At 43.8% G+C, this 25182-nt stretch carries 23 protein-coding genes and 1 pseudogene; 7 read left to right on the top strand and 17 right to left on the bottom strand.

Translation table 11 applies throughout. The features are described 5' to 3' along the window. Nucleotides 1-109 precede the first annotated feature (109 nt). A complete protein-coding gene (gene adhE / locus ACUC6J_RS14975; RefSeq protein ID WP_016822313.1) occupies nucleotides 110-2722 on the bottom strand; it encodes a bifunctional acetaldehyde-CoA/alcohol dehydrogenase in 2613 nt (870 codons plus the stop codon). Nucleotides 2723-2981: 259 nt separating this feature from the next. Here adhE and ACUC6J_RS14980 point away from each other — a divergent pair, with 259 nt between their 5' ends. After that, a complete protein-coding gene (locus tag ACUC6J_RS14980) occupies nucleotides 2982-3698 on the top strand; it encodes a Crp/Fnr family transcriptional regulator (RefSeq protein WP_014599995.1) in 717 nt (238 codons plus the stop codon). Nucleotides 3699-3843: 145 nt separating this feature from the next. Here the strand turns inward: ACUC6J_RS14980 and ACUC6J_RS14985 are convergent, their stop codons facing one another. The 7 genes from ACUC6J_RS14985 to ACUC6J_RS15015 all read right to left on the bottom strand — a co-directional run bounded on the left by ACUC6J_RS14985 (nucleotide 3844) and on the right by ACUC6J_RS15015 (nucleotide 10061). Further along, on the bottom strand, nucleotides 3844-4611 hold the full coding sequence (locus ACUC6J_RS14985; RefSeq protein ID WP_016822314.1) for a dioxygenase family protein: 768 nt from the start codon (nucleotides 4609-4611) through the stop codon (nucleotides 3844-3846). Nucleotides 4612-5316: 705 nt separating this feature from the next. Next, on the bottom strand, nucleotides 5317-5661 hold the full coding sequence (locus ACUC6J_RS14990; protein WP_013371810.1) for a winged helix-turn-helix transcriptional regulator: 345 nt from the start codon (nucleotides 5659-5661) through the stop codon (nucleotides 5317-5319). A gap of 243 nt (nucleotides 5662-5904) precedes the next feature. After that, entirely contained in the window at nucleotides 5905-6636 is a 732-nt protein-coding gene (locus ACUC6J_RS14995) for a ThuA domain-containing protein (RefSeq protein WP_447249051.1), read from the bottom strand. A 19-nt stretch (nucleotides 6637-6655) separates the two neighbouring features. Continuing rightward, nucleotides 6656-7624: a sugar phosphate isomerase/epimerase family protein gene (locus tag ACUC6J_RS15000; protein ID WP_016822316.1), complete on the bottom strand. Its 969-nt coding sequence runs from the start codon at nucleotides 7622-7624 to the stop codon at nucleotides 6656-6658. Nucleotides 7625-7701: 77 nt separating this feature from the next. Next, on the bottom strand, nucleotides 7702-8784 hold the full coding sequence (locus ACUC6J_RS15005) for a Gfo/Idh/MocA family protein (RefSeq protein WP_016822317.1): 1083 nt from the start codon (nucleotides 8782-8784) through the stop codon (nucleotides 7702-7704). Continuing rightward, nucleotides 8777-9544: a sugar phosphate isomerase/epimerase family protein gene (locus ACUC6J_RS15010; RefSeq protein WP_016822318.1), complete on the bottom strand. Its 768-nt coding sequence runs from the start codon at nucleotides 9542-9544 to the stop codon at nucleotides 8777-8779. Before ACUC6J_RS15010 ends, ACUC6J_RS15005 begins: the two co-directional genes overlap by 8 nt. After that, the gene (locus ACUC6J_RS15015) at nucleotides 9537-10061 is read right to left on the bottom strand and encodes a hypothetical protein (protein ID WP_447249052.1); all 525 of its coding nucleotides are present in this window, start codon (nucleotides 10059-10061) and stop codon (nucleotides 9537-9539) included. The genes ACUC6J_RS15010 and ACUC6J_RS15015 overlap by 8 nt, the downstream gene beginning before the upstream one ends. Between ACUC6J_RS15015 and ACUC6J_RS15020 the strand changes: the two genes are divergently transcribed. Continuing rightward, entirely contained in the window at nucleotides 10011-10829 is an 819-nt protein-coding gene (locus ACUC6J_RS15020; RefSeq protein WP_013371816.1) for an AraC family transcriptional regulator, read from the top strand. The two genes, ACUC6J_RS15015 and ACUC6J_RS15020, sit on opposite strands and share 51 nt — an antisense overlap. Nucleotides 10830-10908: 79 nt before the next feature. Here the strand turns inward: ACUC6J_RS15020 and ACUC6J_RS15025 are convergent, their stop codons facing one another. The 5 genes from ACUC6J_RS15025 to ACUC6J_RS15045 all read right to left on the bottom strand — a co-directional run bounded on the left by ACUC6J_RS15025 (nucleotide 10909) and on the right by ACUC6J_RS15045 (nucleotide 15265). Next, nucleotides 10909-12393, bottom strand: coding sequence for an alpha-N-arabinofuranosidase (locus tag ACUC6J_RS15025; RefSeq protein WP_447249053.1), 1485 nt, complete (start codon nucleotides 12391-12393; stop codon nucleotides 10909-10911). A 325-nt stretch (nucleotides 12394-12718) separates the two neighbouring features. Beyond that, nucleotides 12719-12997, bottom strand: a complete 279-nt coding sequence (locus tag ACUC6J_RS15030; RefSeq protein WP_025365174.1) for a hypothetical protein — start codon at nucleotides 12995-12997, stop codon at nucleotides 12719-12721. A gap of 95 nt (nucleotides 12998-13092) precedes the next feature. Continuing rightward, a complete protein-coding gene (locus ACUC6J_RS15035) occupies nucleotides 13093-13410 on the bottom strand; it encodes a hypothetical protein (protein WP_016822322.1) in 318 nt (105 codons plus the stop codon). 57 nt (nucleotides 13411-13467) lie between these two features. After that, the gene (locus ACUC6J_RS15040) at nucleotides 13468-14412 is read right to left on the bottom strand and encodes a Gfo/Idh/MocA family protein (protein ID WP_045244436.1); all 945 of its coding nucleotides are present in this window, start codon (nucleotides 14410-14412) and stop codon (nucleotides 13468-13470) included. Between the two features lie 163 nt (nucleotides 14413-14575). Then, complete coding sequence (locus ACUC6J_RS15045) at nucleotides 14576-15265, bottom strand: TerC family protein (RefSeq protein WP_447249054.1); 690 nt, start codon at nucleotides 15263-15265, stop codon at nucleotides 14576-14578. A 351-nt stretch (nucleotides 15266-15616) separates the two neighbouring features. Here ACUC6J_RS15045 and ACUC6J_RS15050 point away from each other — a divergent pair, with 351 nt between their 5' ends. Then, entirely contained in the window at nucleotides 15617-16234 is a 618-nt protein-coding gene (locus tag ACUC6J_RS15050; protein ID WP_090890090.1) for a TVP38/TMEM64 family protein, read from the top strand. 181 nt (nucleotides 16235-16415) lie between these two features. Next, a complete protein-coding gene (gene msrA / locus ACUC6J_RS15055) occupies nucleotides 16416-17387 on the top strand; it encodes a peptide-methionine (S)-S-oxide reductase MsrA (RefSeq protein ID WP_016822326.1) in 972 nt (323 codons plus the stop codon). A gap of 93 nt (nucleotides 17388-17480) precedes the next feature. On the opposite strand, the gene ACUC6J_RS15060 is transcribed toward msrA, so the two are convergent. Continuing rightward, a complete protein-coding gene (locus ACUC6J_RS15060) occupies nucleotides 17481-18284 on the bottom strand; it encodes a lipid II flippase Amj family protein (protein ID WP_025365178.1) in 804 nt (267 codons plus the stop codon). A gap of 152 nt (nucleotides 18285-18436) precedes the next feature. On the opposite strand from ACUC6J_RS15060, the gene ACUC6J_RS15065 reads away from it, so the two are divergent. Continuing rightward, nucleotides 18437-18628 carry a hypothetical protein gene (locus tag ACUC6J_RS15065; RefSeq protein WP_016822327.1) on the top strand — a complete coding sequence of 64 codons (192 nt, stop codon included), beginning with the start codon at nucleotides 18437-18439 and terminating at the stop codon, nucleotides 18626-18628. Between the two features lie 115 nt (nucleotides 18629-18743). On the opposite strand, the gene ACUC6J_RS15070 is transcribed toward ACUC6J_RS15065, so the two are convergent. Beyond that, entirely contained in the window at nucleotides 18744-19448 is a 705-nt protein-coding gene (locus ACUC6J_RS15070; protein ID WP_044785253.1) for a YitT family protein, read from the bottom strand. 420 nt (nucleotides 19449-19868) lie between these two features. Next, the gene (locus ACUC6J_RS15075; protein ID WP_447249055.1) at nucleotides 19869-20795 is read right to left on the bottom strand and encodes a DMT family transporter; all 927 of its coding nucleotides are present in this window, start codon (nucleotides 20793-20795) and stop codon (nucleotides 19869-19871) included. A gap of 302 nt (nucleotides 20796-21097) precedes the next feature. On the opposite strand from ACUC6J_RS15075, the gene ACUC6J_RS15080 reads away from it, so the two are divergent. Beyond that, a complete protein-coding gene (locus ACUC6J_RS15080; protein WP_447249056.1) occupies nucleotides 21098-21511 on the top strand; it encodes a hypothetical protein in 414 nt (137 codons plus the stop codon). Between the two features lie 480 nt (nucleotides 21512-21991). Here ACUC6J_RS15080 and ACUC6J_RS15085 read toward each other — a convergent pair whose 3' ends face one another. Next, a complete protein-coding gene (locus ACUC6J_RS15085) occupies nucleotides 21992-24517 on the bottom strand; it encodes a transglycosylase domain-containing protein (protein ID WP_447249057.1) in 2526 nt (841 codons plus the stop codon). A gap of 192 nt (nucleotides 24518-24709) precedes the next feature. Between ACUC6J_RS15085 and ACUC6J_RS15090 the strand changes: the two are divergent. Next, a pseudogene (locus ACUC6J_RS15090) lies at nucleotides 24710-25167 on the top strand (Y-family DNA polymerase); the annotation flags it as partial. Nucleotides 25168-25182: the final 15 nt, after the last annotated feature.

Below are 25182 nucleotides of genomic sequence, written 5' to 3' on the forward strand. Positions count from 1 at the left end.
AGCCTTGCCGTTCACCTCCCTTCCCAAACCAAGAGGCCCTCTATATAGAGAGCCTGCATTGGTATTGTATAGAAAAATGCTTAGTTACAAGCCTCTTCATACTATTATATTATTGATCAAAGCGTCCGTAGAAGGCATTACGGTATACATCAGCCAATTCAGTAACCAGCGGCAGCTTTGGATTTGCAGTTGTACATTGATCCTCAAAAGCGCGGTCAGCCAAATAATCTACACGTGATTCAAAGTCTTTTGGATCGAAACCAAGTTGTTGGAACGATTCCTCGATACCGAGTGTTTTGTTCAACTTACGGATCGCGTCAATTAAGCTGTTAACCCCTTCTTCAGTGGTACGTGCAGGCAGTCCCAGTATGCGTGCGATTTCTGCATAGCGCTCATCTGCAACAAAGTGCGAATATTTAGGGAACGATGCAAATTTTGTCGGTTTTTTCGCATTGTAGCGAATAACGTGCGGCAGCAAGATAGCATTCGTGCGGCCATGCGCTGTATGGTATTGTCCGCCCCATTTATGTGCAAGACTATGGTTAATACCCAAGAATGCATTAGCAAACGCCATACCTGCAAGTGTAGAAGCATTATGCATTTTTTCGCGAGCCAGCTTATCACCAGTCAGAGCCGATTGCTCCAGGTATTGGAATACCAGTTGAATAGCTTTAATTGCCAGACCATCTGTATAATCATTGGCCATTACAGACACATAAGCCTCGATAGCATGGGTCAGAACGTCCATACCTGTATCGGCTACAGCAGTTTTAGGCAGCGAATATACAAACACAGGGTCAATAATTGCCACATCAGGAGTCAACTCATAGTCAGCCAGCGGGTACTTCGTGTTGCCCAGGTTTTTGTCCGTAATAACTGCAAACGATGTAACTTCCGAACCTGTACCCGAAGTTGTAGGGATAGCCACAAATTGTGCTTTTTGACCCAGACGTGGGTACTTGTAAATCCGTTTACGGATATCCATGAATTTTTGTTTCAAGTTATTGAAATCAGTATCCGGATATTCATAGAACATCCACATGCCTTTAGCAGCATCCATTGGCGAACCGCCGCCGAGTGCGATGATGCAATCCGGTTGGAAACGTCTCATCATTTCAGTACCGCGCTCTACCGTAACTGTCGATGGATCTGGCTCTACTTCGGAGAACACTTCAATAGCAACCGGTGTTTGACGCTGGTGCAAATAATGGATGACACGGTCCACATATCCGAGTTTCACCATCATAGGGTCAGTGATAATGGCTACACGTGTGATATCAGGCATTTTAGCAAGATACTGTGTCGAATTTTTTTCAAAATAGATTTTGGAAGGTACTTTGAACCATTGCATATTCACCGTCCGTTTCGCCACCCTTTTCACATTAATCAAGTTAACTGCAGATACGTTCGACGAAGTCGAGTTACGACCGTACGAACCGCAACCAAGTGTCAACGAAGGAAGGTTGGTGTTGTAAATATCACCGATTGCGCCATGTGTGGAAGGTGCATTTACAATGATACGTCCTGTTTGCAAACGATCTGCGAAGCGAGCAATAACATCCTCATCTTGCGAATGGATTGCTGACGAGTGACCCATACCGCCGAACTCTACGACTTCAGCAGCACGTTGGATACCTTGCTCTGCATTTTTTACTTTGTAGCAAGCCAATACCGGACTCAATTTTTCCGCAGATAATGGGAATTTGGTTCCTACTCCTTCAATTTCAGCGACCAAAATTTTGGTTCCTGCCGGTACTGTAATACCGCTCATTTCAGCAATTTTTACAGCAGACTGGCCGACAATGGCCGGGTTCACTGCACATTTTTCTACATTCATAGCTCCTTGAGTGAGCTTAGCTGCCTCTTCTTTATTTACAAAGTAGCAACCATTAGCAATCATCAATTTCTTCACTTGCTCGAAGATAGGCTCTTCAATAATTACAGCTTGTTCCGAAGCACAAATCATACCGTTATCAAAAGATTTAGAAAGGATAAGGTCGTTCACGGCCTGTTTGATATCGGCTGTTTTCTCAATAAAGCAAGGTACGTTACCAGGACCTACGCCAAGTGCAGGTTTACCACAGCTATAAGCTGCCTTAACCATGCCTGATCCACCAGTTGCCAAAATCAACGCTACATCAGAGTGGTTCATCAGTACATTTGTTTTATCCATCGAAGGTGCTTCAATCCATTGAATACAATCCGCTGGAGCACCATGTTTAACAGCTGCTTCAAGCAAGACGCGGGCTGCTTCCGCACTACACGATTGAGCAGATGGATGGAAGCCGAAAATGATTGGGTTACGTGTTTTAATGGCAATTAACGCTTTGAACATCGTAGTCGAAGTTGGGTTTGTTACTGGAGTAATCCCCATGATAATACCGACTGGTTCAGCTATCTTTTGAAAACTATCAAAGTCATTGTCTTCAATGACACCGACGGTTTTCTCATTTTTGATGCTATGGTAGACATATTCTGTTGCAAACATGTTTTTGGTGATTTTGTCCTCGTACACACCGCGTCCTGTTTCTTCAACAGCCAACTTCGCGAGGTGCATGTGCTTATCCATCCCTGCGAGTGCCATAGCTTGTACGATTTCGTCAATCTGCTCCTGATTCATACTCATGAAAGCTTGCTGTGCCCGGTTCGCCCGGTCAATCAGCGTTTGAATATACTGCTCTGCGCTTTGCTCTTTTTGGATAACCTCGTTTTTAACAGCCATTTCCCTCATCCTCCTGTTATCTCGTGTACTATCTCTTGTTCACGCACTGATCGTAACACAGCTTTCTAAGATATTTTGTGATTTTTTTCACAATCTATTTAAAATTTTATTTTATGAAGTGAATTAAATCACAAAGTTTGGAATTCTGCCACTTTTACCCCCTCATCTTGCCCCAAAAACGCATTGCACAGGTATATAATGAATTTGAATTGATCAAGTTGCAGATAAAATAACATAGGATACAAAGGGGAAATGGACGATGAGAAACCCTACAAATGTAATGGAAGCCCGCGGCAACACCTGTTGCTTCTCGGAGGCCAGCTTCAACCGGCTGCAAGTGATGATGAAAGATCGAGTTATGCCAGAAAGTTCGCATCTGTTCTGGGAAGGAGATACAGCGGATAAGCTGTTTTATATTAAGCGCGGACGCGTAAAAGTAACCAAAACAACGGATGAGGGTAAGGAACTTATTCTATATATGTATCAAAGCGGCGATCTTGTTGGTCAAGCTGATCCTTTCTTCGGCACTAAGCATTCCTTTTCTGCTGAGGTTCTGGAGGACAGTGATATTGGCGTAATCGATCATACAGATTTGGAGTTGCTTATTTGTCAGCATTGTGATTTTGCGATTGACTTTATGAAATGGATGGGATCGCATCACCGCATTACCCAGACCAAATTCCGCGATTTGATGATGTACGGCAAGCCTGGCGCTCTATGTTCCACACTCATCCGACTATGCAACACCTATGGTGAGCCTCACGGCGACTATATTCTGATTCATAAAAAAATTACTCATACTGACTTATCAAATATGATCGGTGCTACCCGGGAAAGTGTAAATCGGATGCTCAGTGATCTGCGTAAGAAAAATGCAGTCGAATACGATAATGGAATGATTGTTGTCAAAGATTTGGAAATGCTGCAAGGTGTATGTCATTGTGAATTGTGCCCACGTGAGATTTGCCGGATATAATAAATTGTTTTTTAATGTAAAAGGGAGTGCTGTAAGCCATTATTAGCTTATAACACTCCCTAATTTTATTCTACTCCCCATTTTTTTTGAGAACGGACGGGACAGTAACAAAGCACATAACTCGACCTTCTTCTGCCTACCCACTTTAAAACTGCAAACATAGATAACTTAAATTTCCCATTTCATAGCTTCTATGGATGACCTTAGCTTTGTTGGCAGGGTCGCCACTACCCATTGCAATAAACAACGGTACAAAGTGTTCTGCTCTAGGTACAGCCTGACGAGCATACGGCGCTTCGCTTTCATAGTGATCTAAAGCTTCTATATCTCCGCTTTGCACTTTTTCGATAATCCAGTCATCAAAATCAATTGCCCAACGTTCCGTTTTCGTTTCTCCCCATTTGACAATACGCAGATTATGGACAGTCACGCCACTGCCAATGACCAGAATATCTTGTTCTCCCAACTCACGCAGCACTTCACCAATGGCAAATTGTGCTTTGGGCGAGAGGTACGGATTTACGGAAATCTGAACTACCGGAATGTCTGCCTCAGGATACATACGATGCAACAATGTCCAGGAACCATGATCCAGTCCTCTCACATGATCAGTTTGTACCTCGATGCCGTTTTGTTCATATAACTTTTTCAACTTATTAGCTAGTTCAACAGAACCATGTGCTGGATATTTCACTTCGTACAGTTCCGGTGGGAAACCTCCAAAATCATAAATTGTATCGTATATGTCATCCATTGAACTAATCGTTAACATTTGTGTCTCCCAGTGAGCTGTAAAGATAACAATCGCCTTAGGATGAATGCTTTTCCCCAACTGCTCTAAAAATGCAGTATAGTCCGTCTGTTCAATAGCAAGCATAGGTGATCCGTGGGCTAAAAATAAAGATGGTATCATTAAAATCTCCTTATCGTATACAGTTTATTTTATTCACATAGTAACTTTATGTAAGTTATAATACATAAGTAATAGAGTAATGTCAATCTCGATGCCAGCATATACTCAAAGATCAGCAATTTCTTTAAATAAAGATTGATATAGGTATAAAGTCATAGTAATATGTAACTAATAAATTTTAAAATACTACTATATTCCGATACAAAGGACTGGTTTCTATGGAGATACATACTTCGAATTGCCCAAAATGCGGTTCCATTTTCCGTCAAAATCTTAGAAACCTGTGTAGCACTTGTATTCAAGAAGAAAATATATTCTTTGACCGCTGTTCTAACTATCTATGGAGGCATCCTTCTACTCATACCCGCCAACTCAGTGATGTGACTGGCACACCTATGGATTTGCTCACAGATTGGGTAAGAGCAGGCAAATTTCCCTCCACATACAGTCAGCTTGATTATCCTTGCGAGTCTTGCCGTTCTCCCATTTATGCAGGAAGACTTTGCCACTCGTGCTTAGGCACATTTCGTACAGCCGCACTGGATATTCAATCCCGTGTCCCCCGCCGTACAACAGCCGGAGTATTCTCAGTAGCAGGCCGTGCTAAAAGCTATTAAGCCGTACTACCTATCACAAAATAAAAAAACAGCCTTTTTCCTAGGAAAAGGCTGTTTTGCTATGAAAAACACTTAATGAGTTTGGTGATCATCTAATCCATTCCTCAGCCCAAAATTGAATCTGCTCCATAACCGGCTGAAGTGCACGACCTTTGGTGGTTAGCTCATATTCAATGCGGACAGGAGTTTCCGGATATACATGGCGTGTAAGAATCCCTTCATTTTCCAGATCCTTCATCCGCTCTGATAACATTTTGTCACTCATTGTGGGAATCAGATTGGAAATATCCTTAAACCGCTTGGGACCGCTCATCATGGATTGAATAATCAATCCATTCCAGCGCTTACCCAGACATGAAAAGGCGGTTTCAAAACGCGGACACATTTTTGTAAATTGCGGTTGACTCTCCAAATTTTTCACCTTCTTTTGCATTTCGGTTTGATAAAGCTTTCCTTTTGTTAGTATATATCATTTTAGCATACTTTATCCCGAAAGAAAACACTTTCTTAAATTTAATTACCTGTGATGATAAAGTTGCCATGACCAAAACTGATTATACAACAAACCAATGCGGCAGGTATATGTCTAATTCGTTAAATACAAAAAGGCGGAATCCCAGAGGTTCCGCCTGTAAATCTGTTCTTTATAGAATTTATCATAATGTGATAATTGTAACTATACCAACACTCCACCAAGAGGCCTTACTGGTTCACTCCTACCATATATTGGTTTTTTATTACTTGTCGGAGAAGCCCAACGGATGCTGTTAGCAATGACCTTCAAAATATCAGGTTGGTAATAAGTTGGATAGGTTTCATGCCCTGGTCTGAAATAAAATATTTTACCACTGCCTCGATGGAAGGTGCATCCAGTTCTAAATACTTCGCCGCCTTCAAAGTTACTGATAAAGACCAGTTCATCCGGCGCAGGAATATCAAAGAACTCTCCATACATCTCTTCCTGCTCTAAGAGAATTTTGGCGTCTATCCCTTCTGCAATGGGATGTAACGGATTTACTGACCAAATAATCTCCTGCTCGCCTGCAACTCTCCATTTTAAATCACAACTGGTGCCCATCAGAGCTTTAAATGGCTTAGAAAAATGGCCTGAGTGCAGTACGATGAGGCCCATCCCTTCCTGCACACGCTTGACGACACGCGCTGTAACTTCATCGCTCACCTGATCGTGGGCTTTATGTCCCCACCACAGCAGCACATCTGTGGAATTGAGGATTTCTTCTCCCAAACCATGCTCGGCATTATCACGCAGAGTAGCTATTCGAATGGCAAAACCTTCATCTGCCAAGCCGTCAGCCAATGCTTGGTGTATGCCGTTAGGATAAATCCGTTTGGCTTCTTCATTTAACTTCTCGTTCAGAAATTCATTCCAAATGGTGACGTTAATCATCACAGTTCCCCCTATTAGGTTAGACCCACCACATCTCGCTAAGCGGTTCTTCAATCAGGACCTGGCGAAGATTATGGACAGCCTTAGTAAAGCCTTCTTCTACAGACATCAGACCGTCTTCATGCTCAATACTCACTACATAATCGTATCCCACCAGACGCAGAGCACTGATAATATCTGCCCAGGTTTTTACATCATGACCATAGCCCACAGTACGGAACTGCCATGCACGATCTAACATATTCGTATACTCCTGCATATCAGTAAGTCCGTATTTATTAACATTGATCGGATCAATCGTCGTATCCTTGGCATGGAAATGGTGGATGGCTCCCTCTCGGCCCAAAATTTGAACCGCCTGTACGGGATCAATTCCCTGCCACCACATATGGCTCGGGTCCAAATTAGCACCAATGACCTCTCCTGCCGCTTCACGCAAACGAAGTAAGGTTGCTGGTGTATGCACGGAGAAGCCCCCGTGTAACTCCAGCCCTATTTTAACATGGTGATCTGCTGCAAATTTACCTGTCTCGGTCCAGTAAGGAATAATTTTATTTTCCCATTGCCACTTCAATACTTCCTGAAAATCATTAGGCCACGGAGCCACGGGCCAGTTTGGATACTTCGCGTCCTCGTGATCCCCCGGACAGCCTGAGAAAGTGTTCACAACAGGAACTTCCAGCTTTTCCGCCAAGCGGACTGTTTTCAAAAATGCATCATGATCTGCCTGTGCCAAATGCTTTTGCGGGTGAAGAGGATTACCATGACAGCTAAGCGCGCTAATCGTTAGTCCGCGAGATTCTACTGCCTTTTTAAAATTTTTGAGCGCCGTATCGTTCTCCAGCAGCTCATCAGGCTTGCAATGCTTATCTCCCGGGTTGCCACCTGTTCCAATTTCTACAGCATCCAATCCCTGAGAAGCCACATAATCCAGCGCCTCCTCCAGCGAACGTCCACCAAACAGCACCATAAATACTCCAAGTTTCAAAAGAAATCCCTCCCTGTATCATATGTGAAAAAAGCTGCTTTCATTATAGTGATTGTCTATTCGGGATAATTACAGGCTTAGTCAAAGTAAACTGCTTTTCCCGTGCGGGCCGATTCATAGATGGCTTCCAAAATTTCAGTAACAACCAGTGCCTGCTCCGGCTTCACAAGAAGTTCTTTGTCGTCCAGAATAGATTCGATCCACAGACGGGCTTCACGGTCTGCTTCATTTTCCGTTTCACCGGAGTAAAAGGCAACTCCTCCTGCATTCAGATCTATTTTTGTATCAAACAAACGGCTATTTTTTTCTCCGTTAATGCGCAATCCATCCTGCATATCTGCTCCGCCTTCGGTACCGCATAACAACGTCTTGGCTTCACCAAACTCTACAACATTTAATGCCCAGCTGGATTCCAATACAATTGTAGCTCCATTTTGCATGGTGATGAATCCAAAAGCTGAGTCCTCTACTTTAAATTCATCAGGATTCCACGGTCCAAAAGCGTTTGCTGCATTTTTTCGGTCTCCCAGCTTATGGAAGGTTGAACCTAGTACGCTTTTAGGCTTGTAATTATCCATCAGCCAAAGTGTCAGGTCGAGTGCGTGTGTGCCGATATCAATAAGCGGGCCACCCCCCTGTTTCTCTTCATCCAAGAACACTCCCCAGGTTGGAACCGCACGGCGGCGTAGAGCAATGGCTTTACCCAGATAAATCTCACCAAGCTCTCCTTGCTCGACCAATTGCTTCAGATACAGACTGTCATCACGATAACGATTTTGATAAGCAATGGACAGCTTTTTGCCTGTACGGTTGGCCGCATCAAGCATTTCCCGTGCCTGCTCAGCAGTTTTAGCCATCGGCTTTTCACATAGCACATGCTTACCTGCCTCCAGCGCCGCTACTGTAATTTCTGAGTGCGAGTCGTTAGGGGTACATACATGTACAACTTCAATGTCTTTATTTTCTAGCAACTGACGGTAATCGCTATAAACTTGCGATCCTTCTGCACCATACTTTTCAGCAGCCTCTTCAGCACGTTCTGGTATAATGTCACAGAAAGCAATGATTTCTGCTCTCTTTTGCTTGGCAAGACTCGGCAAGTGTTTGCCGTTGGCAATGCCCCCACAACCGATAATCCCGATCTTGAGTGTTTTAGACATGAATATTTCCTCCTTGAGCTGCGTATTGTTGGAGCCACTTCATACTGGTTTCAATGCTTTCGATTGGAGGATTTGAGCTGAAATCCTGTTCCACGACAACCCAATCCACACCTGCTTCAATAGCGGCGTCTGTAATAGCCTGAAGCTGCACTTCTCCTTTGCCTAACTCTACAGTAATTGCTTTCTGCTGCTCGTCACGTGCCATATCCTTTAAGTGAATGATAGGTAGGCGTCCACGATATCGTCCGATGTATTCCACTGGATCATAGCCTCCATAGTATACCCAACAAGTATCCATTTCGACCTGTAACAAATCATCGGGAACCGCATCATATAGAGCATCGAATACCGGGCGATCATTGATTTTCTCTGTTAGTTCAAAATCATGATTGTGATAGGCGAGTATCAACCCATGCTCCTTTACTTTTTCACCAATACGATTCAGATTAACAAAAAGGTCATCCCACTCCCGCTCTTCTTCGGTTAAATAAGGAACAATGAGGTATTTATTGCCCAATTCTTTGTGATATGCAATTTCCTCATCCAAATGATGCAGCAAGCGGCTGTATTGTATATGGGTTCCGACAACCTCCAGATTCAGCTCATCCAAAAGCGCTCTGACATCCTTGGCACTACGTCCGAAAAAGTTATGAAACTCAACCCCTTTGTAGCCCAGCTCAGCTACCTTGCGCAATGTACCTTCAAAATCCTGTTCAATCTCTTCCCTAACTGTGTATAATTGCAATCCTACTTTAGTCATTCTCCTTCACCTCTTTGTCAGGATGAATTTCCGTTATATCTGTTCCATTACACCTGCTTGCCCGCCTCTGGTATCGCACATCTGCAGTGCCTGGCAGCCAGGTACCGGCAGATAAATGCAAGCTCCATCTCAAGCCGAAGCATCGATCCATCACTTTGTATACGTTTTCAACACTCAATTTATCGACCCTCTCCTTGGCCCTTCCATTCAATAGATCACCAAAGATCACTACTTCAAAGGGCGGGTTGGTTTGGAGAATTTTAAGATATACCGAGCTAGTGTTACCACAGCTGATAATCCCGGCCTTGATTCGTTTTACGTCTTCACACTCCTTGGCCTCTAACATGTAAGCTTTACAGTTCACATGGTATTCTATTTTGCTTTCGTTTAAAATGAATAATATGATTAAAACATGAACAATCTGGTCAATATTTGAAACAGCCATATGCCCAAAGGAGTCATCATCATGTCTATCATTGAGCCTTGCCAGGTTCTTACCGCAGGCTATTCCTTCCACCGTAAGCCCTTTTATTCGAACCAGCCTGATGGAATCAAAAATTATTTATTCCGTCTGCAAACAGATGGACGCTGTCAAGCACGCATTGACGGGAAAATGACACGGATTGAGGCAGGTGATCTGCTGCTGTTCAATCCAACCGAGCCTTATGAACTGGATATTCACAGTGAGTTGAATCCCATGGGAGAACAGGTTGTAGAAAGTGGGGATTATCACATTTTTTTCGGTGGTCCGTGGGTAGATGAGTGGTGGAATCATCACAAACGTCCCAACCGAATTAAGGTTCAACTCACAGAAGCCCTGCTTGGTCTATTTCGTCAGCTCGTGTTGGAGCAGCGACGTATTTCTAATCCTTACCCGGAAATATCAAGCTATTACATACGCATTTTATGTTTGGAGTTTGACCGTATACTCTCCGAGCAACCCATTGCTACTCATCATAACTATCTTGCTTATCAGATTAAAAATTATATTGAAGAAAATGCATCATCTAATTTTAAGCTGGATGATGTCTCTTCACACGTCGGGATCAGCGTATCCCGAGCGGTACACCTGTTTAAGGAAACGTTCGATACGAGCATTATGCAGTACACACTGGATATCAGGCTCAACATGGCAAGGGAGCGTATCATTTTCAGTCCCATGTCACTGGAACAAGCCGCCGAATCATCAGGATTTGCGAACTACACATACTTTCATCGTGTATTTCGTTCCCGCTTTGGTATGTCGCCCAAGGAATTCAGGTTGATTCACCGCGAGCAATTGTAGGAAAAAGAGAGCGTTCAGGGGAACGCTCTCTCTTTTTTATAACAATATACCGATACTACTCACATACCACAATCTGTTTTTACGGAGCAATTGTCAGCATCACTACCGACATCGGCGGCAGCGTAACATCCAAATGCTGATCTTGCAGTTGATAAGATGTAAAAGCTTCCTTTTTCACACGCTCTGGCTGATCAAATGTATTATGTGCCTGCATATCGTCACTGGCTAAGACAACACCAATGATCTCCTTAACCTCTTCGAGCCCTCTTAGCTCAAGGCTCAAATTTGCCGATTCACCTGGATGGACGTTGCATAAGCTTATATGAATAAAGCCATCTTGTGCCTTAGAGGCGGACACACTTACTTGTGGGATGGAATCTCCATCATACTCATAGTTGCCTACCTTCGCCTGAATAGCCAGTGCTTGTGCATCCTGATGCACTTTGAACATTTCAAATACATGGTATGTCGGCGTCAACAGCATAGCAGGGCCTTCTGTCAAAACCATCGCTTGCAAAACGTTGACCATTTGAGCAATGTTGGTCATTTGCACACGATCATGATGATTATGGAATATGTGCAGGTGTAGTCCGGCTACCAGCGCATCCCGCATCGTATTTTGCTGATAAAGGAAGCCAGGATTGGTACCCGGCTCGGTCAGGAACCAAGTTCCCCATTCATCGACGATCAGCCCGACCCGTTTGTCAGGATCATATTGGTCCATAATGGCAGAGTGACGAGTAATCAGTTCATCCATATGCAATGATTTTTTCATCGTCTCAAACCATTCTGCTTCATCAAAACCAACTGCGTGTCGTTTCCCTTCCCAACTCCCCGGAATTGTGTAGTTGTGTAGACTCAAACCGTCCATCAGATGCCCGGCTTCGCGCATCAGCACTTCGGTCCAACGGTAATCATCCACATTCGCCCCACCAGCTATTCGATAAATGCGATTCTCTCCATAGTTACGGACATATGTCTGATAGCGGCGATACAAGTCGGCATAATATTCAGGGCGCATGTTACCGCCACAGCCCCAGTTTTCGTTACCCACTCCAAAATATTTGAGCTTCCAAGGTTTTTCACGACCGTTTTCCTGACGCCATGCAGCCATAGGGGACTCCCCGTCAAAGGTCATGTACTCTACCCACTCCGACATTTCCTGCACTGTACCACTGCCTACATTCCCACAAATATACGGCTCTGCATTCAATAGCTCACACAGCTGGAAAAACTCATGTGTACCAAAATGGTTATTTTCAACCACACCGCCCCAGTGCGTATTTACCATTCTTTTGCGGTTTTCTTTCGGTCCAATCCCATCTTTCCAATGATATTCATCCGCAAAACAGCCCCCAGGCCAGCGCAGCACAGGAATGTTCAGCTGTTTCAGCGCTTCTACCACATCATTTCGAATTCCGTCAGTGTTAGGGATTGGAGAGTCCTGTCCCACCCATAAGCCTTCATAAATGCATCGTCCAAGATGCTCAGCAAATTGCCCATAAATATTTTTATTAATGACACCCTGTTCCCAATCGGTATTTACAATAACAGAACCCTTCACAACAAACCCTCCCAAAACATTAAGATTGTTGGAACATCACACAAATGATTGCGCTTTCATAACGGTATAAATTACACTCTCACTACCGTTATCTTCTTGGAATCTAATGTTACACATTGTCATGCCTAATAACCTCTTTATTAATATAAATATTAATAATTAAACAAAAACATTTTACGTGTTTAATATATTTTATTGTCTACAATTTGTCAATTGCTAACAACAAAGTCCAAGCAAACTAAAAAGGTCCGCCATTAAGGCAGACCAGGGGATGACTACTTTAGCCTGTAATCTCAGGTTTAACTGAGTCTGGGCTTTACATTTTTCAAGCTGATCCTTGCCAACGTGAACCATGGTAGCTGGGACAATTTTGAGCTGCTGCCAGGGCACGTATACGAACAATACTTCCGCTAATGCCACATGTATGCCCCGACATTAACTCATTGCATTGTGCGCAGGCCAACAGTCTGGCTTCGTACACTTCATCGTTTACACATTCCATTTTGGGTCTCATATTGTTTAGTATTCTGGTAATTTGCTCTTCCGATAAAGCGATATCTCTTTCACAGCCTTTACAAGTGCTTGGCACAGGTATATCTTCCATCGTCAGCTTACCCTCCCGATCAACAATATCCTCAGTAAATAGTTTATTTACACGATGTTATGATGATTTTGCCAGATGTTTTATTTTAGCTGGACTTATTTTCGTTCCGACGGGAGCTGGGCAGCCGCCTCGGATACGACCATCGCCAAGTCCTCATTTCCGAACATGGACAGCACACCTAATACCGTATCCAGCGGAATATCACCTGCTTCTTCGCGCGATACAGTCAGTTTGCGTATTCGTAGCAGACGCTCGTTGCTATCCTGCTGTGGATACGCTACACGATATAATTCCTCTGGCTCCAAGCCGTTATTAATGCACCATTGAGCAAACACAAGGATCATCATATCTTCTTCTTGCTTATAATTTTCAATGATGGCTTCTTCTAACTGTTTTCCGCGGTTGTCTTCCATTGATACATTTCTCCTTCAACCTATAACTCTTGATGTCTCGATCGTCATGGTTCCTTATTAATTACGCAAACGACTAATCAGTTCTTCTGCCAGCATATGGCTTTCCAGGACTTTTCCAGCTTGTATCGCACACTCCTCCGGACGATGAATATGCTCCAGAAAATGATTCACCACCCCGGTAAATCCCCGTCTTTCTAATATTGTATCCCAACTTCCAAAAGTTTGAGTTTGTGATAAATTATTTTTTTGCATGAAAACAGCCTGTTCCATATTCGTTACCTCAACAGACCGTCCTGCCCCGTGAAGCTCCAGCTTCTCTATGTCAGCCCCTGCCTGTCTGCTCATACTGTATGTACCGGCAGCATCCCCCAAACGCAAAGTCCCAAATGCAGCGTCCATGTAACCTTCACTCGTTGTATCCAGACTACTATGCAGTAGCTCATAATTATCGCCACCCAGCCATAATAGCAAGTCAAGCATGTGAATTAAATCATCATAAACCGTCTGTGCCGCCGGTCTACGATCATATCCAGTTCGGTGTTTAATCGCCGCACATTGACTGAAACCACCCACTTCCTCTAGCCAAGCTTTTGCAGCCACATAGTGCGGAGCAAAACGCCGATTAAAACCTACCGCCAGCAGTACAGCCTGCGCTTCCGCGAAAGCAGTCATTTCCAAATTCTGACGAACATCATAGGACAATGGTTTATCCACGTACACCGCTATCCCTTTTTCAATACACGCCATGACTAGGTCAAAATGAGCTTCGGTGGCCGCATGTATAAATATTGCTTCCGGCTCCCATGCCAGCATTTCCTTCACATCCGTCGTTCCTCTTGGTAGTCTATACTGCTCCATAATAGAACTGACCGGCTCCTGTGATCGGTTCATGACACCTACGATGTCTACACCTTGGTGTGCAGCCAGTAACGGCAGGTACACTTTACGAGCGATACCACCCAATCCTGCAATCGCTACTCTTGTCTTGATTTGCTTGTCCATATCGTTCCACCTCTAATCACTCATTTCATCTGTTGTCTAGTTTACATGGAAGTCCGCTGACAAGCAAAGAAAAGAGGCTACTCCCGATCCAGATGGACCTGACGGAACAGCCTCTAAAACTTGAGTATCCAGCTTCAGCCAGATTACTTCAATATAAGTCAGCTTATGCGTGCAATGCTTCCTTTTTTGTTTTCTCACTTTTTATTTTTTTAACACGCATACCGATGGCTACAACCAGAACTACAACCAAGGCTTCAAAGCCATATTTAACGACTCCATTTGCGAACCAGTGTGCAATTAATGGCTCAGCCACCACCATTTTAGCAGCGGTATACGCTAATACTGCGGCTCCAATCGTAATCACTATCGGGTAACGTTCTGTCAGTTTCAAAATAATCGTGCTTCCCCATACCATGATCGGAACGGAAATTGCCAGACCGAGAATAACAAGTAGCATATCTCCATGAGCGGCTCCCGCAACAGCAAGCACATTATCGAGTCCCATCATTGTATCCGCAATAATAATGGTGCGAATCGCTGCCCACATCTGATTTGTAGCTGAAATTTCATGTTTTTTCTCTTCGACCAACAACTTATAGGCGATATAGATAAGGGCGAGACCCCCAACCAAACGCAATCCATATATTTGCAGTAAGTATGTGACCAGCACGGTAGCAATCACACGAATGATGACTGCTCCGACCGTTCCCCAGATAATGACCTTCTTTTGATTGGCCTTATCAACATTCCGCGCCGCCAAGCCGATTACGATCGCATTATCACCAGCTAGTACCAGATCAATGATAATGATGGACAATAATGCGGTTAAAAACTCAATTGACAAAAAATCCATACGTTTCTCCCACCTTCTTTATTTATTTGTTATACTGTACATAGTTCAGCGCTTTATACTAAAAAAGCGCCATTTCGCAGAATCCGGAAACGGCGCTTGACCCCATTTTGGCATCAAAAAAAGACCATTTACCCGGATTCCTAAAATCCTGGCAAAGGTCTCGCTTACAACATTACGTTGCCAATAAAGCCGGGGATTAAGAATCCCGTAATGACGACTTTACTCGCTGAGCTACTCCCCTTTGGGAACTATTCTGTTAGTGGCAGTATAGCATACATTTTTGGGAATGTGAACCCTATTTTTTTCTGTATAAGCAATAAGCCGAACAGGGATATTGAAAGAGGTATGTAAATGAAAAAATGGTTACTCCCCGCGGCTTATGTTTCGCTGCTCTGCATCGCGTTTATCTACAGATATGATTGGCTCGCATGGGCGGACCAGCAAACCTCCTTTCCGGTTCTGCTGCTGCTCGCATTTTTATTCGCGTTAATTCCGTTTATCCCTTACAAGCTGATTATCGCTTCCATTGCTTATGCAGCAGGCGCCTGGCAAGGTGCTCTGATTTGCTGGCTTGGCACTACTTTCGCTGCGTTGGTCGTATACAGTGCCGTACGTACCCTGTTTCGTGACAAAGGACGTGCTTATTTGGAGCGTGTTCCCGCACTGGAGCGCTTCAATCAGGTCATGGAGAAAGAGCCTTTTACTGCTGTGCTACTGGCTCGCCTGATTCCAGTCATTCCTCAGGCAGCTGTAAATGTATATGCCGGAGTAGCAGGGTTTCCGTTCTGGAGCTTTATGCTAGGCACAGCGATCGGCAAGCTTCCCGCAATTGCAGTGTATGCTTATGCAGGCGGTACCTTTGCGGAACATCCAATCACGGGTTTACTTATTTTGCTGCTATATACTGCACTGGTAGGTGGCGGATTTGTACTTTACCGAAAAAGAGTTAGGCGCGGCAATAAAACATGATAGCAATGAGTTTGTACCGGTTCTGTAGTATGTTTGATTGCTTTTTTTGGGACACACTACAGCTACGCAGCTGAGTACTTTCTGATGTTTCGTTGGTTTTTGCAAAAATCCCGTATATAATTTAATTGTAAGCTATTTAAATAACAACTAATTAAACATTCTCAGATTGGAGTGATAAAATATGAGCACCAACAATCCAAACACGGTAGAAAAGGCAACTTTTGCGGGCGGCTGCTTCTGGTGCATGGTCTCCCCTTTTGAGGAAATGCCCGGTATTTTGAAGGTTAGATCTGGATATACAGGGGGTCACACCGAAAATCCTACCTATGAAGAGGTATGCTCTGAAACAACGGGACATGTGGAAGCCGTACAGATTACATTTGACCCCCAAGTGTTCCCGTATGAAAAACTGTTGGAGCTATTTTGGCAACAGATTGATCCAACGGATGAAGGTGGACAATTTCACGATAGAGGTTCATCCTACCAAACGGCTATTTTCTATCATAATGATGAACAACGCATCAAGGCAGAGGCTTCCAAAGAAGCCCTCGCTCAAAGTGGCCGTTTTGACAAGCCCATTGCAACATCTATTCTGCCTGCGGCAACTTTTTATGAAGCAGAAGAATATCATCAGGACTATCATAAGAAAAACCCCGCTCACTACAAACGCTACCGCAAAGGGTCGGGACGTGAAGATTTTATTGAGCAAAATTGGGCTGCCAAGATTGATAAGTCCGGGCTCAAAGATCGGCTGACGCCTATTCAATACGAAGTAACACAAAAAAACGCGACCGAGCGCCCATTTCAAAATGAGTTTTGGGATCATGAAGCTGAAGGCATTTACGTGGATATCGTATCAGGAGAGCCTTTGTTTAGTTCACTGGACAAATATGATGCGGGTTGCGGCTGGCCTAGCTTTACCCGTCCGTTGCGCAGTTACAATGTCAAAGAAAAGACCGATCTCAGCCATTTCATGATTCGTACCGAGGTGCGAAGTCGCGAAGCAGACTCCCATTTAGGGCACGTATTCGATGATGGTCCAGGTCCAGAGGGTTTGCGTTATTGTATCAATTCTGCCGCGCTCCGCTTTGTGCCTCAGGAAGACTTGGAGCGTGAAGGATATGGAGCATATAAGTCATTATTTGAAAAGTAAGCAGCCGTAAAATCATTAAGGCTGACCCGGAATCATCTTTATTAGAGGTTACGGGTCAGTCTTTTTTGAATATGACAGTACATCTTTACTGATCTAGCTCATCACCCACCCAAGCCAAATGGCTAGCGGTACCAGCAATAGCTGAGCTAATAAAGTTCCTGCCAAACGCGAGATGATCATCCAACCGTACACACTATTCATCCGAATTAGGGGTAGCTCCCCTCGTAGTGTTTTTTCTGACAACACCGCCAATCTTGGATCAATTAACAAGGTCAACAATACCGTTGCGACGCCATTGATTAAGCCTGACGACATTGACATTGCCGTACCTTGAGCGGGCCATAGGAATGACGCATACAAGGCAGATACCACTCCAGTTGTATAAATTGCGGTAACGGTAACATTTAAAATAATTAGACGCTTGGGGATCACTCCACTGATCAGGGAGGTAAGCATGGACCAGCTAGGGCGCTTTATGTAGTAGCCTGCATGCTTCCAGCGATTTCGACTCATTAAATGACGTATTAAAGCTGGAATAGATCCAGTATGCTCCAAATGCACAATCCATCTGGCTGACATGCGCACCACTGTTGGATACAGTAATATAGCAAACATAGTTCCAACGGTGGCGGCCAGCAGTACCCCGTGCATATACAGTTCCAGTCTCGTATCCGTTCCGCCCAATTGAGCTGACTCTTTAGCCTGATCGACCATCCCTCCAAGTAAAGGCCCCTGCGCCATATTGGAGGTGCGTGAAACCAACAGCAGCATTCCGGCCACGGTTAAGGCCAATCCAATCCGACGTGCTCGCAAACCACCAAGCCGAAGAGCATAAGACAAGCTATCGGTAGTATGAATGATGATGGTTAGTAAAAAAACGAAACCCCAGGCAAGCAAATGTTCCACTCCTTTTTCTGGTATTCTGCACACCATTATACGCCTTTTCTCAAGATATATTTTACAATACATTCATTACTTTAATTTTTGTTTGTCTAAGCCAACAACGGGTAATACATAATACAACACCTGCTAAAAAGGAGTGTGCAACAATGCCTTGGAACAAACATGATTACCCGCCATCCATGAAAAATCTGGAACCCCGGGTGCGAGAAAAAGCCGTTGATATCGCTAACGCTCTACTCCGCGAGGGCTATGAAGAAGGGCGTGCTATTGCGATTGGCACTGCTCAAGCTGAAGAATGGAACGATAATCATCCAGAAGAAGAAAATAAGAAGCAGTAGAAAAAATACAAAAAACAGCATTCAAGCGGCACTAAGTATGATCAACATTTGCTCTTCCCATACAGCGAAAGGGTGTTACGTAAGAAGATTTCTCTCCTGACGTAACACCCTTTCCTTATTGACGAAGGCTGTGGACGACCGGCACTGTTTTGGTAACTACCTTTTTAGCGGGAATAGCCGCTGGCAGTACCTTTTTCACAGGTCGGTGCAATTGGAACGTGGTCGTCCATGTAATTATTTTTCCGGCAAGCCACACAGCCAGTATTGTAAACATTGTTTCCTTTACAGGCAGATACAACAGCGATAATCCTAGCACGATGATGTCACTGACAATAAACACGTTGCCGATTTTCCATCCGCGCCACTCGCTCACCAGCAGAGACAAAATATCATCGCCCCCGGTTGCTCCACCGAATCGCAGTACGATTCCGGCTCCTAAACCTGTGAGCACCCCACAAAGTAGAGCTGCTATCAGCAGATTTCCATGCAGGTCTATAACCAGAGTCGAGTATTTCTCAAATCCTGCATAAAACAGTGAAAAGGCGACGGCTCCGATTAATGCTAGCATCATAAATCTTTTGCCCTTCAGTACCCATGCCAGCAATATGACAGGAACATCAAGCATCAGCATACTCCATGCTGGAGATATGCCAAACGCATAATGCCCCAGCAGAGCTAAGCCTGCAAATCCGCCCTCTGACAAATGATTCTGGGCATTAATGTGATAGTACGTAAAAGCTAAAATGCATGTTCCGAGCAACATGACAGCAATCTGTCTCAGTGCTCCATTGTTCACGATAGATTCGTAAGTTTTCCTCATACAGGCTCCCTCGGTTTCTCGTAAGTTTGATGTGGATGAACCCACTCTTACGGAAGCAACCTGGTAAGATGTGCCTGGAGGACTTGGTCCTTCGCATGTACAATCCCCTCTTCCGCAGAGTTGGCTTTCGCAACTTGACGTTACTCCGCGGAAAAGCTAAGTATAAGACAGATCAAATCGTTTCCAAATCGTCCTTTGGGGAAGTATCCTTCGGGGACACATGGTATCCTGATCCTTTCTTTTGTGGAATAAAACTCCGACATTTCTGTGGTGCATATAATTCTATAATTTATTATACCACACCTTGTCACCTGCTAAACAGCTTGCTTTTTTGCTGCACCATATTTTATTTTATGTGTGAGCATGCTTTATTGTATGTGCGAGTTGACGCATTATACCAAAGGTTTGGCGAGTACACACTCAATGACCTGAGTGTGTTTTATTTTCACTTGGAGTCATTACCCTTAGTTTGGCTGTTCTGCGCTGATTGGCCATAAATACGCCCCCGAGTATAAGAACCAGACCGGTCAGCACGTTCCAGCCGATATGCTCATTCAGAAGTAAAAAGCCCCATACGATGGCACTCACTGGTACAAAATACGTTACCGAAGAAGCGAATTCCGCACTCCCCCGCAAAATCATATAGTTGAACAAGATATATGCTACTCCTGAACCCAAAACTCCTAGTCCTATTAGGGAACCTAATACTCCTGGAACAGAAACGATCGACAAATCTGGTCTCTCTACAATTACCATCATAATACCACCCCCTGCTGCCGCACCAAACAGTGTCGCAAAGGTAGCCTGATACATGGAAAGATTGGAGAGAAAACGTTTGGAGAGCTGTGTTCCAAATCCGTAGCAGAGAGTCGCAAGCAGCATACATCCAAAACCTACCGGATCAACAGAAATAATAGAGGCAGGATTAATACCCAATAAAATAATAATTCCTATAAATGCTAGACCCATTCCTAACCACTGCAGGCGATGAAATATAGCCCCGAAGAAGGCAAGCCCCACTAACATAGTCCATATTGGTGTGGTGGCATTCAATACAGAAGCCATGCTGCTAGCTATTCTGGTCTCACTAAAACCAATCAATGTCCATGGTAAAACCATGTTGACGCATGCTACCAGAATAACCGATTTCCACGGGATGCTTTTGATTTTAAACGGCCTGCGCATAAGAAGCATTAATAAGACGATAAAAATAAAACCAAAGCTGGATCGCAGAAATACAATAGTCCACGGTCCTACTTGATGTAGCAATAACACCTTAATAAACATAAAGGAACCGCCCCAAATAAGGCTCAACAATAATAAAGCTACATATAACGAACGTGACAATATGTAAACCTTCTTTCTCGACTTTCTTATGTTAAATAGTAAAAAACGTCGCTATCAGAACGCTATCCCCTTCTATGTAAGTTTTTTATCCATTAGCTTAACATAAACTCTGTTTGGCTGTCATCGGCCCTATACGCAAGAATCTTTACACAATGGCACATGGAAGTAGCGCTCCCCGCACTTTTCCAATAATTGATGATTGCTTTAGCAACAGAAAAATTCCTATGATGAAGTATATTCAGAACATATGTTCTATATACTTATTGTATATTGTACTTTCACTCCGCGTAAAGGAGATATTTATGACAAACAAAAAGGTACTTGCTAACAAGCATAAAGCTCCTTTGCCTTCTGAAGAAGACGCAGGACTGATCAAGATGTGTGTACTTCTAACACTTGTACTGGATGTGCTGGAACGAGACATTCGCATTATTAATATCTCTCCTCTAAAAATGCCCGATTTGTATATTCGTAGCCTGACTGGAGTACAACAGCGCATAACTGTTCAATTAGCAGAAACAAAAGCACGAATGAAAAGACAGGGAGTGAAAATATACAGCGAAATCCGAAATCATGAAGGCGTAGAGGTTTTGTATGTATGCCGAGGTTACCAAAGACGATTTTTCATGCTTTCATCCTTTGCCCGCAGTGAGGTTCGGCGTAAACTCGGATACTACCTGGGAATTGATCTGACCCAAGACTATGCCCCCTTATAATCTCGCCTTGCCTACTTGCCTGAACAAAGAGAAAATTTTAAAGCCCATTGGTTACATGCAAATAATTTGGCTCGTATTTTCAAAAAGGAGAAATCTAAAATATGAAAAAAGAGCAGAGCCGCATAAAATGCTGGCTCTACTCATAATTACAACAGGCTGCTGGGATCAGGACAGCTTAAAGGATGCCAGATTGGCAAATGCATCGATTTATGATCTTACTCCTAAGGGCCTACTCCAGCAAACACTAGAAGTTGTAGATGAATCTCAAACCAATGAAGGTAAAGTACCAATGAAGTTTATTCAGGCACCGAGAATTCTGTCCGACAGATGTACCGGAGCCTGACTATCCAACTTCCCATTCAAGGTAGCCATTGTAATGGAATAGCGTTGGAATGAGGAGTATCCCCGTGTCCGTTTTCATCCGCAGGTCACTGTCAATATTGTTGGAAACGGTGTTCTAAACTAGATCGTCCATGTTGCTTAGTTGTTGGATTGATCAGTCGTTGGTTCAGGATAGATAACCTCATCAGGCTGAGTTTTTGGAGCACCATTCTGGTTTTCTGATTCAGGTGGTGTCTCCGGCTCGTTTTCAACAGAAGGTTGCGAAGTATCCGTTGATGGCACATCGTTATTCTCATCAGGCGGTTCGATCTCTGCGTCTGTGTCAGGAACAGAAGGAACTGTTTCCTCTGGTGGAACCTCCTCTTGATCTGTTGCTGGTACCTTGATCTCAGGGACATCTTCTTTCTTGATATCTGGTTTGGACGGAACTACTGGTCTAGCAGAACGTGGAAGCTGTTCTCTTCCGACTTCGGTCGGCACGTACTTTTGGTTAAACCAGTCAGTCACGAGATGACCCGATTGGCGGGAATAGCGCCCTGGCAGCTTACCTGTAAGACTAGATACCGTAACTTTCACAACGCCTTCCGGCTGTATAAAATGCTTATTCTTAAAAAGCTCAGGCTGGTCTTTGACCGCCTCATTCATGATCAACGCCCACACCAACTGTGCTCTGGTGTGACCTTCTTGAGATAATGTATTAACTTGTTGACGATAACCAGCCCATACGCCTAGCGTAATGTCAGGCGTGTATCCCATAAACCACACATCACCAAAGTTCTGTGTCGTACCCGTTTTACCCGCAATATCAATGGTACCGTAGTTTTTAAATGCTTTTTGCAGACGTTTGCCAGTTCCTCTCGGATCTGATATAACGGTTCTGAGCATATCCGTCATCAAAAATGCGGTTTGCTGCGAATACACACGCTTCGTCTGTGGTTTAAATTCATATACAATCTTACCGTTGGCATCTGTAATTTTACTGATCAAGTGAGGGGCATTATACACGCCCATATTGGGAATTGTTCCGTATGCTGCGGTCAGTTCCTCGACAGATACCCCCTTACTAAGTCCACCTAGAACTCCTGTTTGAGCATGTTCATCCTGCGGCTGAATCGTCGTAATTCCAAGAGAACGCACAAAATTCCAAGCGTTTGGAATTTTAACTTCATATAAAAACAGCCTCAGTGCAGGGATGTTAATTGACCGATTGAGTGCTTCACGGGCTGTCATAAGCCCCTCATACCTTCTGTTATAATTTTTAGGAATATGATAACCCTTTCGTCCGTCTTTCAATATGATTTGTGAATCATCAATAAGACCGGCGGGCTGAGTGTAGCCCTTCTCCAAAGCAGGTAAGTAAGCAGCAATAGGCTTCATGGCAGAACCGGGCTGACGTGTCATTTGAGTTGCATAGTTCATTTGCTCGGTATTAAAATCCCGGCCCTCGATCATACCGAGGATAGCCCCTGTTTTATGATCAATCATGATTGCCGCAATCTGTTCTAGTCCCTTCTTCTTACTGTATGGAGAAAAATTTTGTGGATTAGCTGCAATCTGTCGCATATTGCTATAAATTTTTTTATTTATCGTTGTATAAATTCGATAGCCGGACCGTTGCAACTCTTCTCGCGTATTTTGAAGAAGTTCAGCATGCTCAGGCTTAGAAATCTCGGCTGCTGTGAGATTCGGATTTTGCTGGAGTGCTAACAGCTGTGCGGCCTCCCGCTCTGTTTCCAGCATCAAATAAGGGAATGTGTTATAGCTTTTTTCGCGATGGGGTGCAAGAGTCGCTCTCACATCAAATTGAAGCGCATCATTATATTCGGACAGTGTGAGCTTGCCTGTTTCCAGCATTCTTCCCAACACAACACGTTGGCGCTCCATCGCTTTGTTGAAACCTTCTTCATCAAAATTCCCTTTACCATCAAAAGCGGAATAAACAGATGGCAGCTGTGGAAGACCTGCCAAATAAGCCGCTTGAGCAATATGAAGCTTATGTAGATCACTTACATTAAAAATTCCTAACGAAGCAGACTTGATTCCATACAAATTGTAACCAGCGGAACCATTACCAAAAGGCATTTTATTTAAGTAAGCCGTTAATATTTTGTCTTTGCCCATAAAACGCTCCATACGTAGTGCCAGCAGCATTTCCTTCACCTTTCGGCTGTCCGTTTTATCCAGACTGAGGAAAACTCTTCGGGCTACCTGCTGCGTCAGTGTACTGCCGCCAGTTTGGCGGTTTTCATTCAAAAGTTTCTGTTTGACAGCACGAGCCGTCCCCTTTAAATCTACACCATGGTGCTCATAAAATTGGCTATCTTCTGTTGAAATGAGGGCATCCACAATGGACTGAGGGACATCCTTCAAGTCAACGAGCTGTCGGTCCTCTTCCATGCGCATTCTTCCAACCGGAGTTACCTGATCATTAAAAAATACAAAACTGGTCAGAGCATTCTCATTTACCTTTTCATATATCAATTGACGTGATCGTACAGGTTCATCATGAACCAGTGCCGCCACATAGCCGGATATAAGACCTCCGGCAAACAGCACTCCAAGTACACCCGCAAGCGAGAACCACTTGATATTAATCAGCAAAACTCTGCCAAAAATGCGCCACCTACTGCGTTTTTGAGATGATGGTCGACGTTTTGGGTTCATAAAAATGGTTTTCTCCCCTCAATATTCATTCATTTCCACTTGTTTTTGTTCAAGATAATATGATACGCCATGCTAGGTTTCCCGTAAACTGTAATGTTCCAAAAAATACATTTGTATTAGGAACACTTGTTCTATATATAATACTACTATAAGGGTATATGTTCAAGAATATTCTGGAATATGATTAATCACATGCCAGGAGAGGAGGTCAACATTGTGAAGGAGCGTGGAAGTAGAACCATATTTCTAGCGGACTGCCAAAGCTTTTACACCAGCGTCGAAAAAGCGGATAATCCCGCATACCAACATAAGTCGCTCGTTGTGGCCGGTGACCCTGCACTTCGTTCAGGCATTATTTTAGCCACGTGTCCGCTGGCCAAAAAACATGGTATATCCACTGCAGTACGTCTGGGGGAAGCTGTAAAAAATGTCCTGACCTTATCATTGTACGCCTGCGCATGCAGCATTATATCGATGTCTCATTAAAAATAACAGAAATCTATAATGAGTATACGGATTTGGTTGAGGTTTTCAGCATTGATGAACAATTTCTGGATATGAGCGGAAGTCTCTCCCTGTTCGGAGATCCGTTGAGTATTGCAAGTGAAATTCAGCGGAAAGTGCTGGGACAAAGAGGAGTATGGATTCGAACCGAAGGAAAAGTA

It is taken from the genome of Paenibacillus sp. JJ1683 (assembly GCF_053006485.1).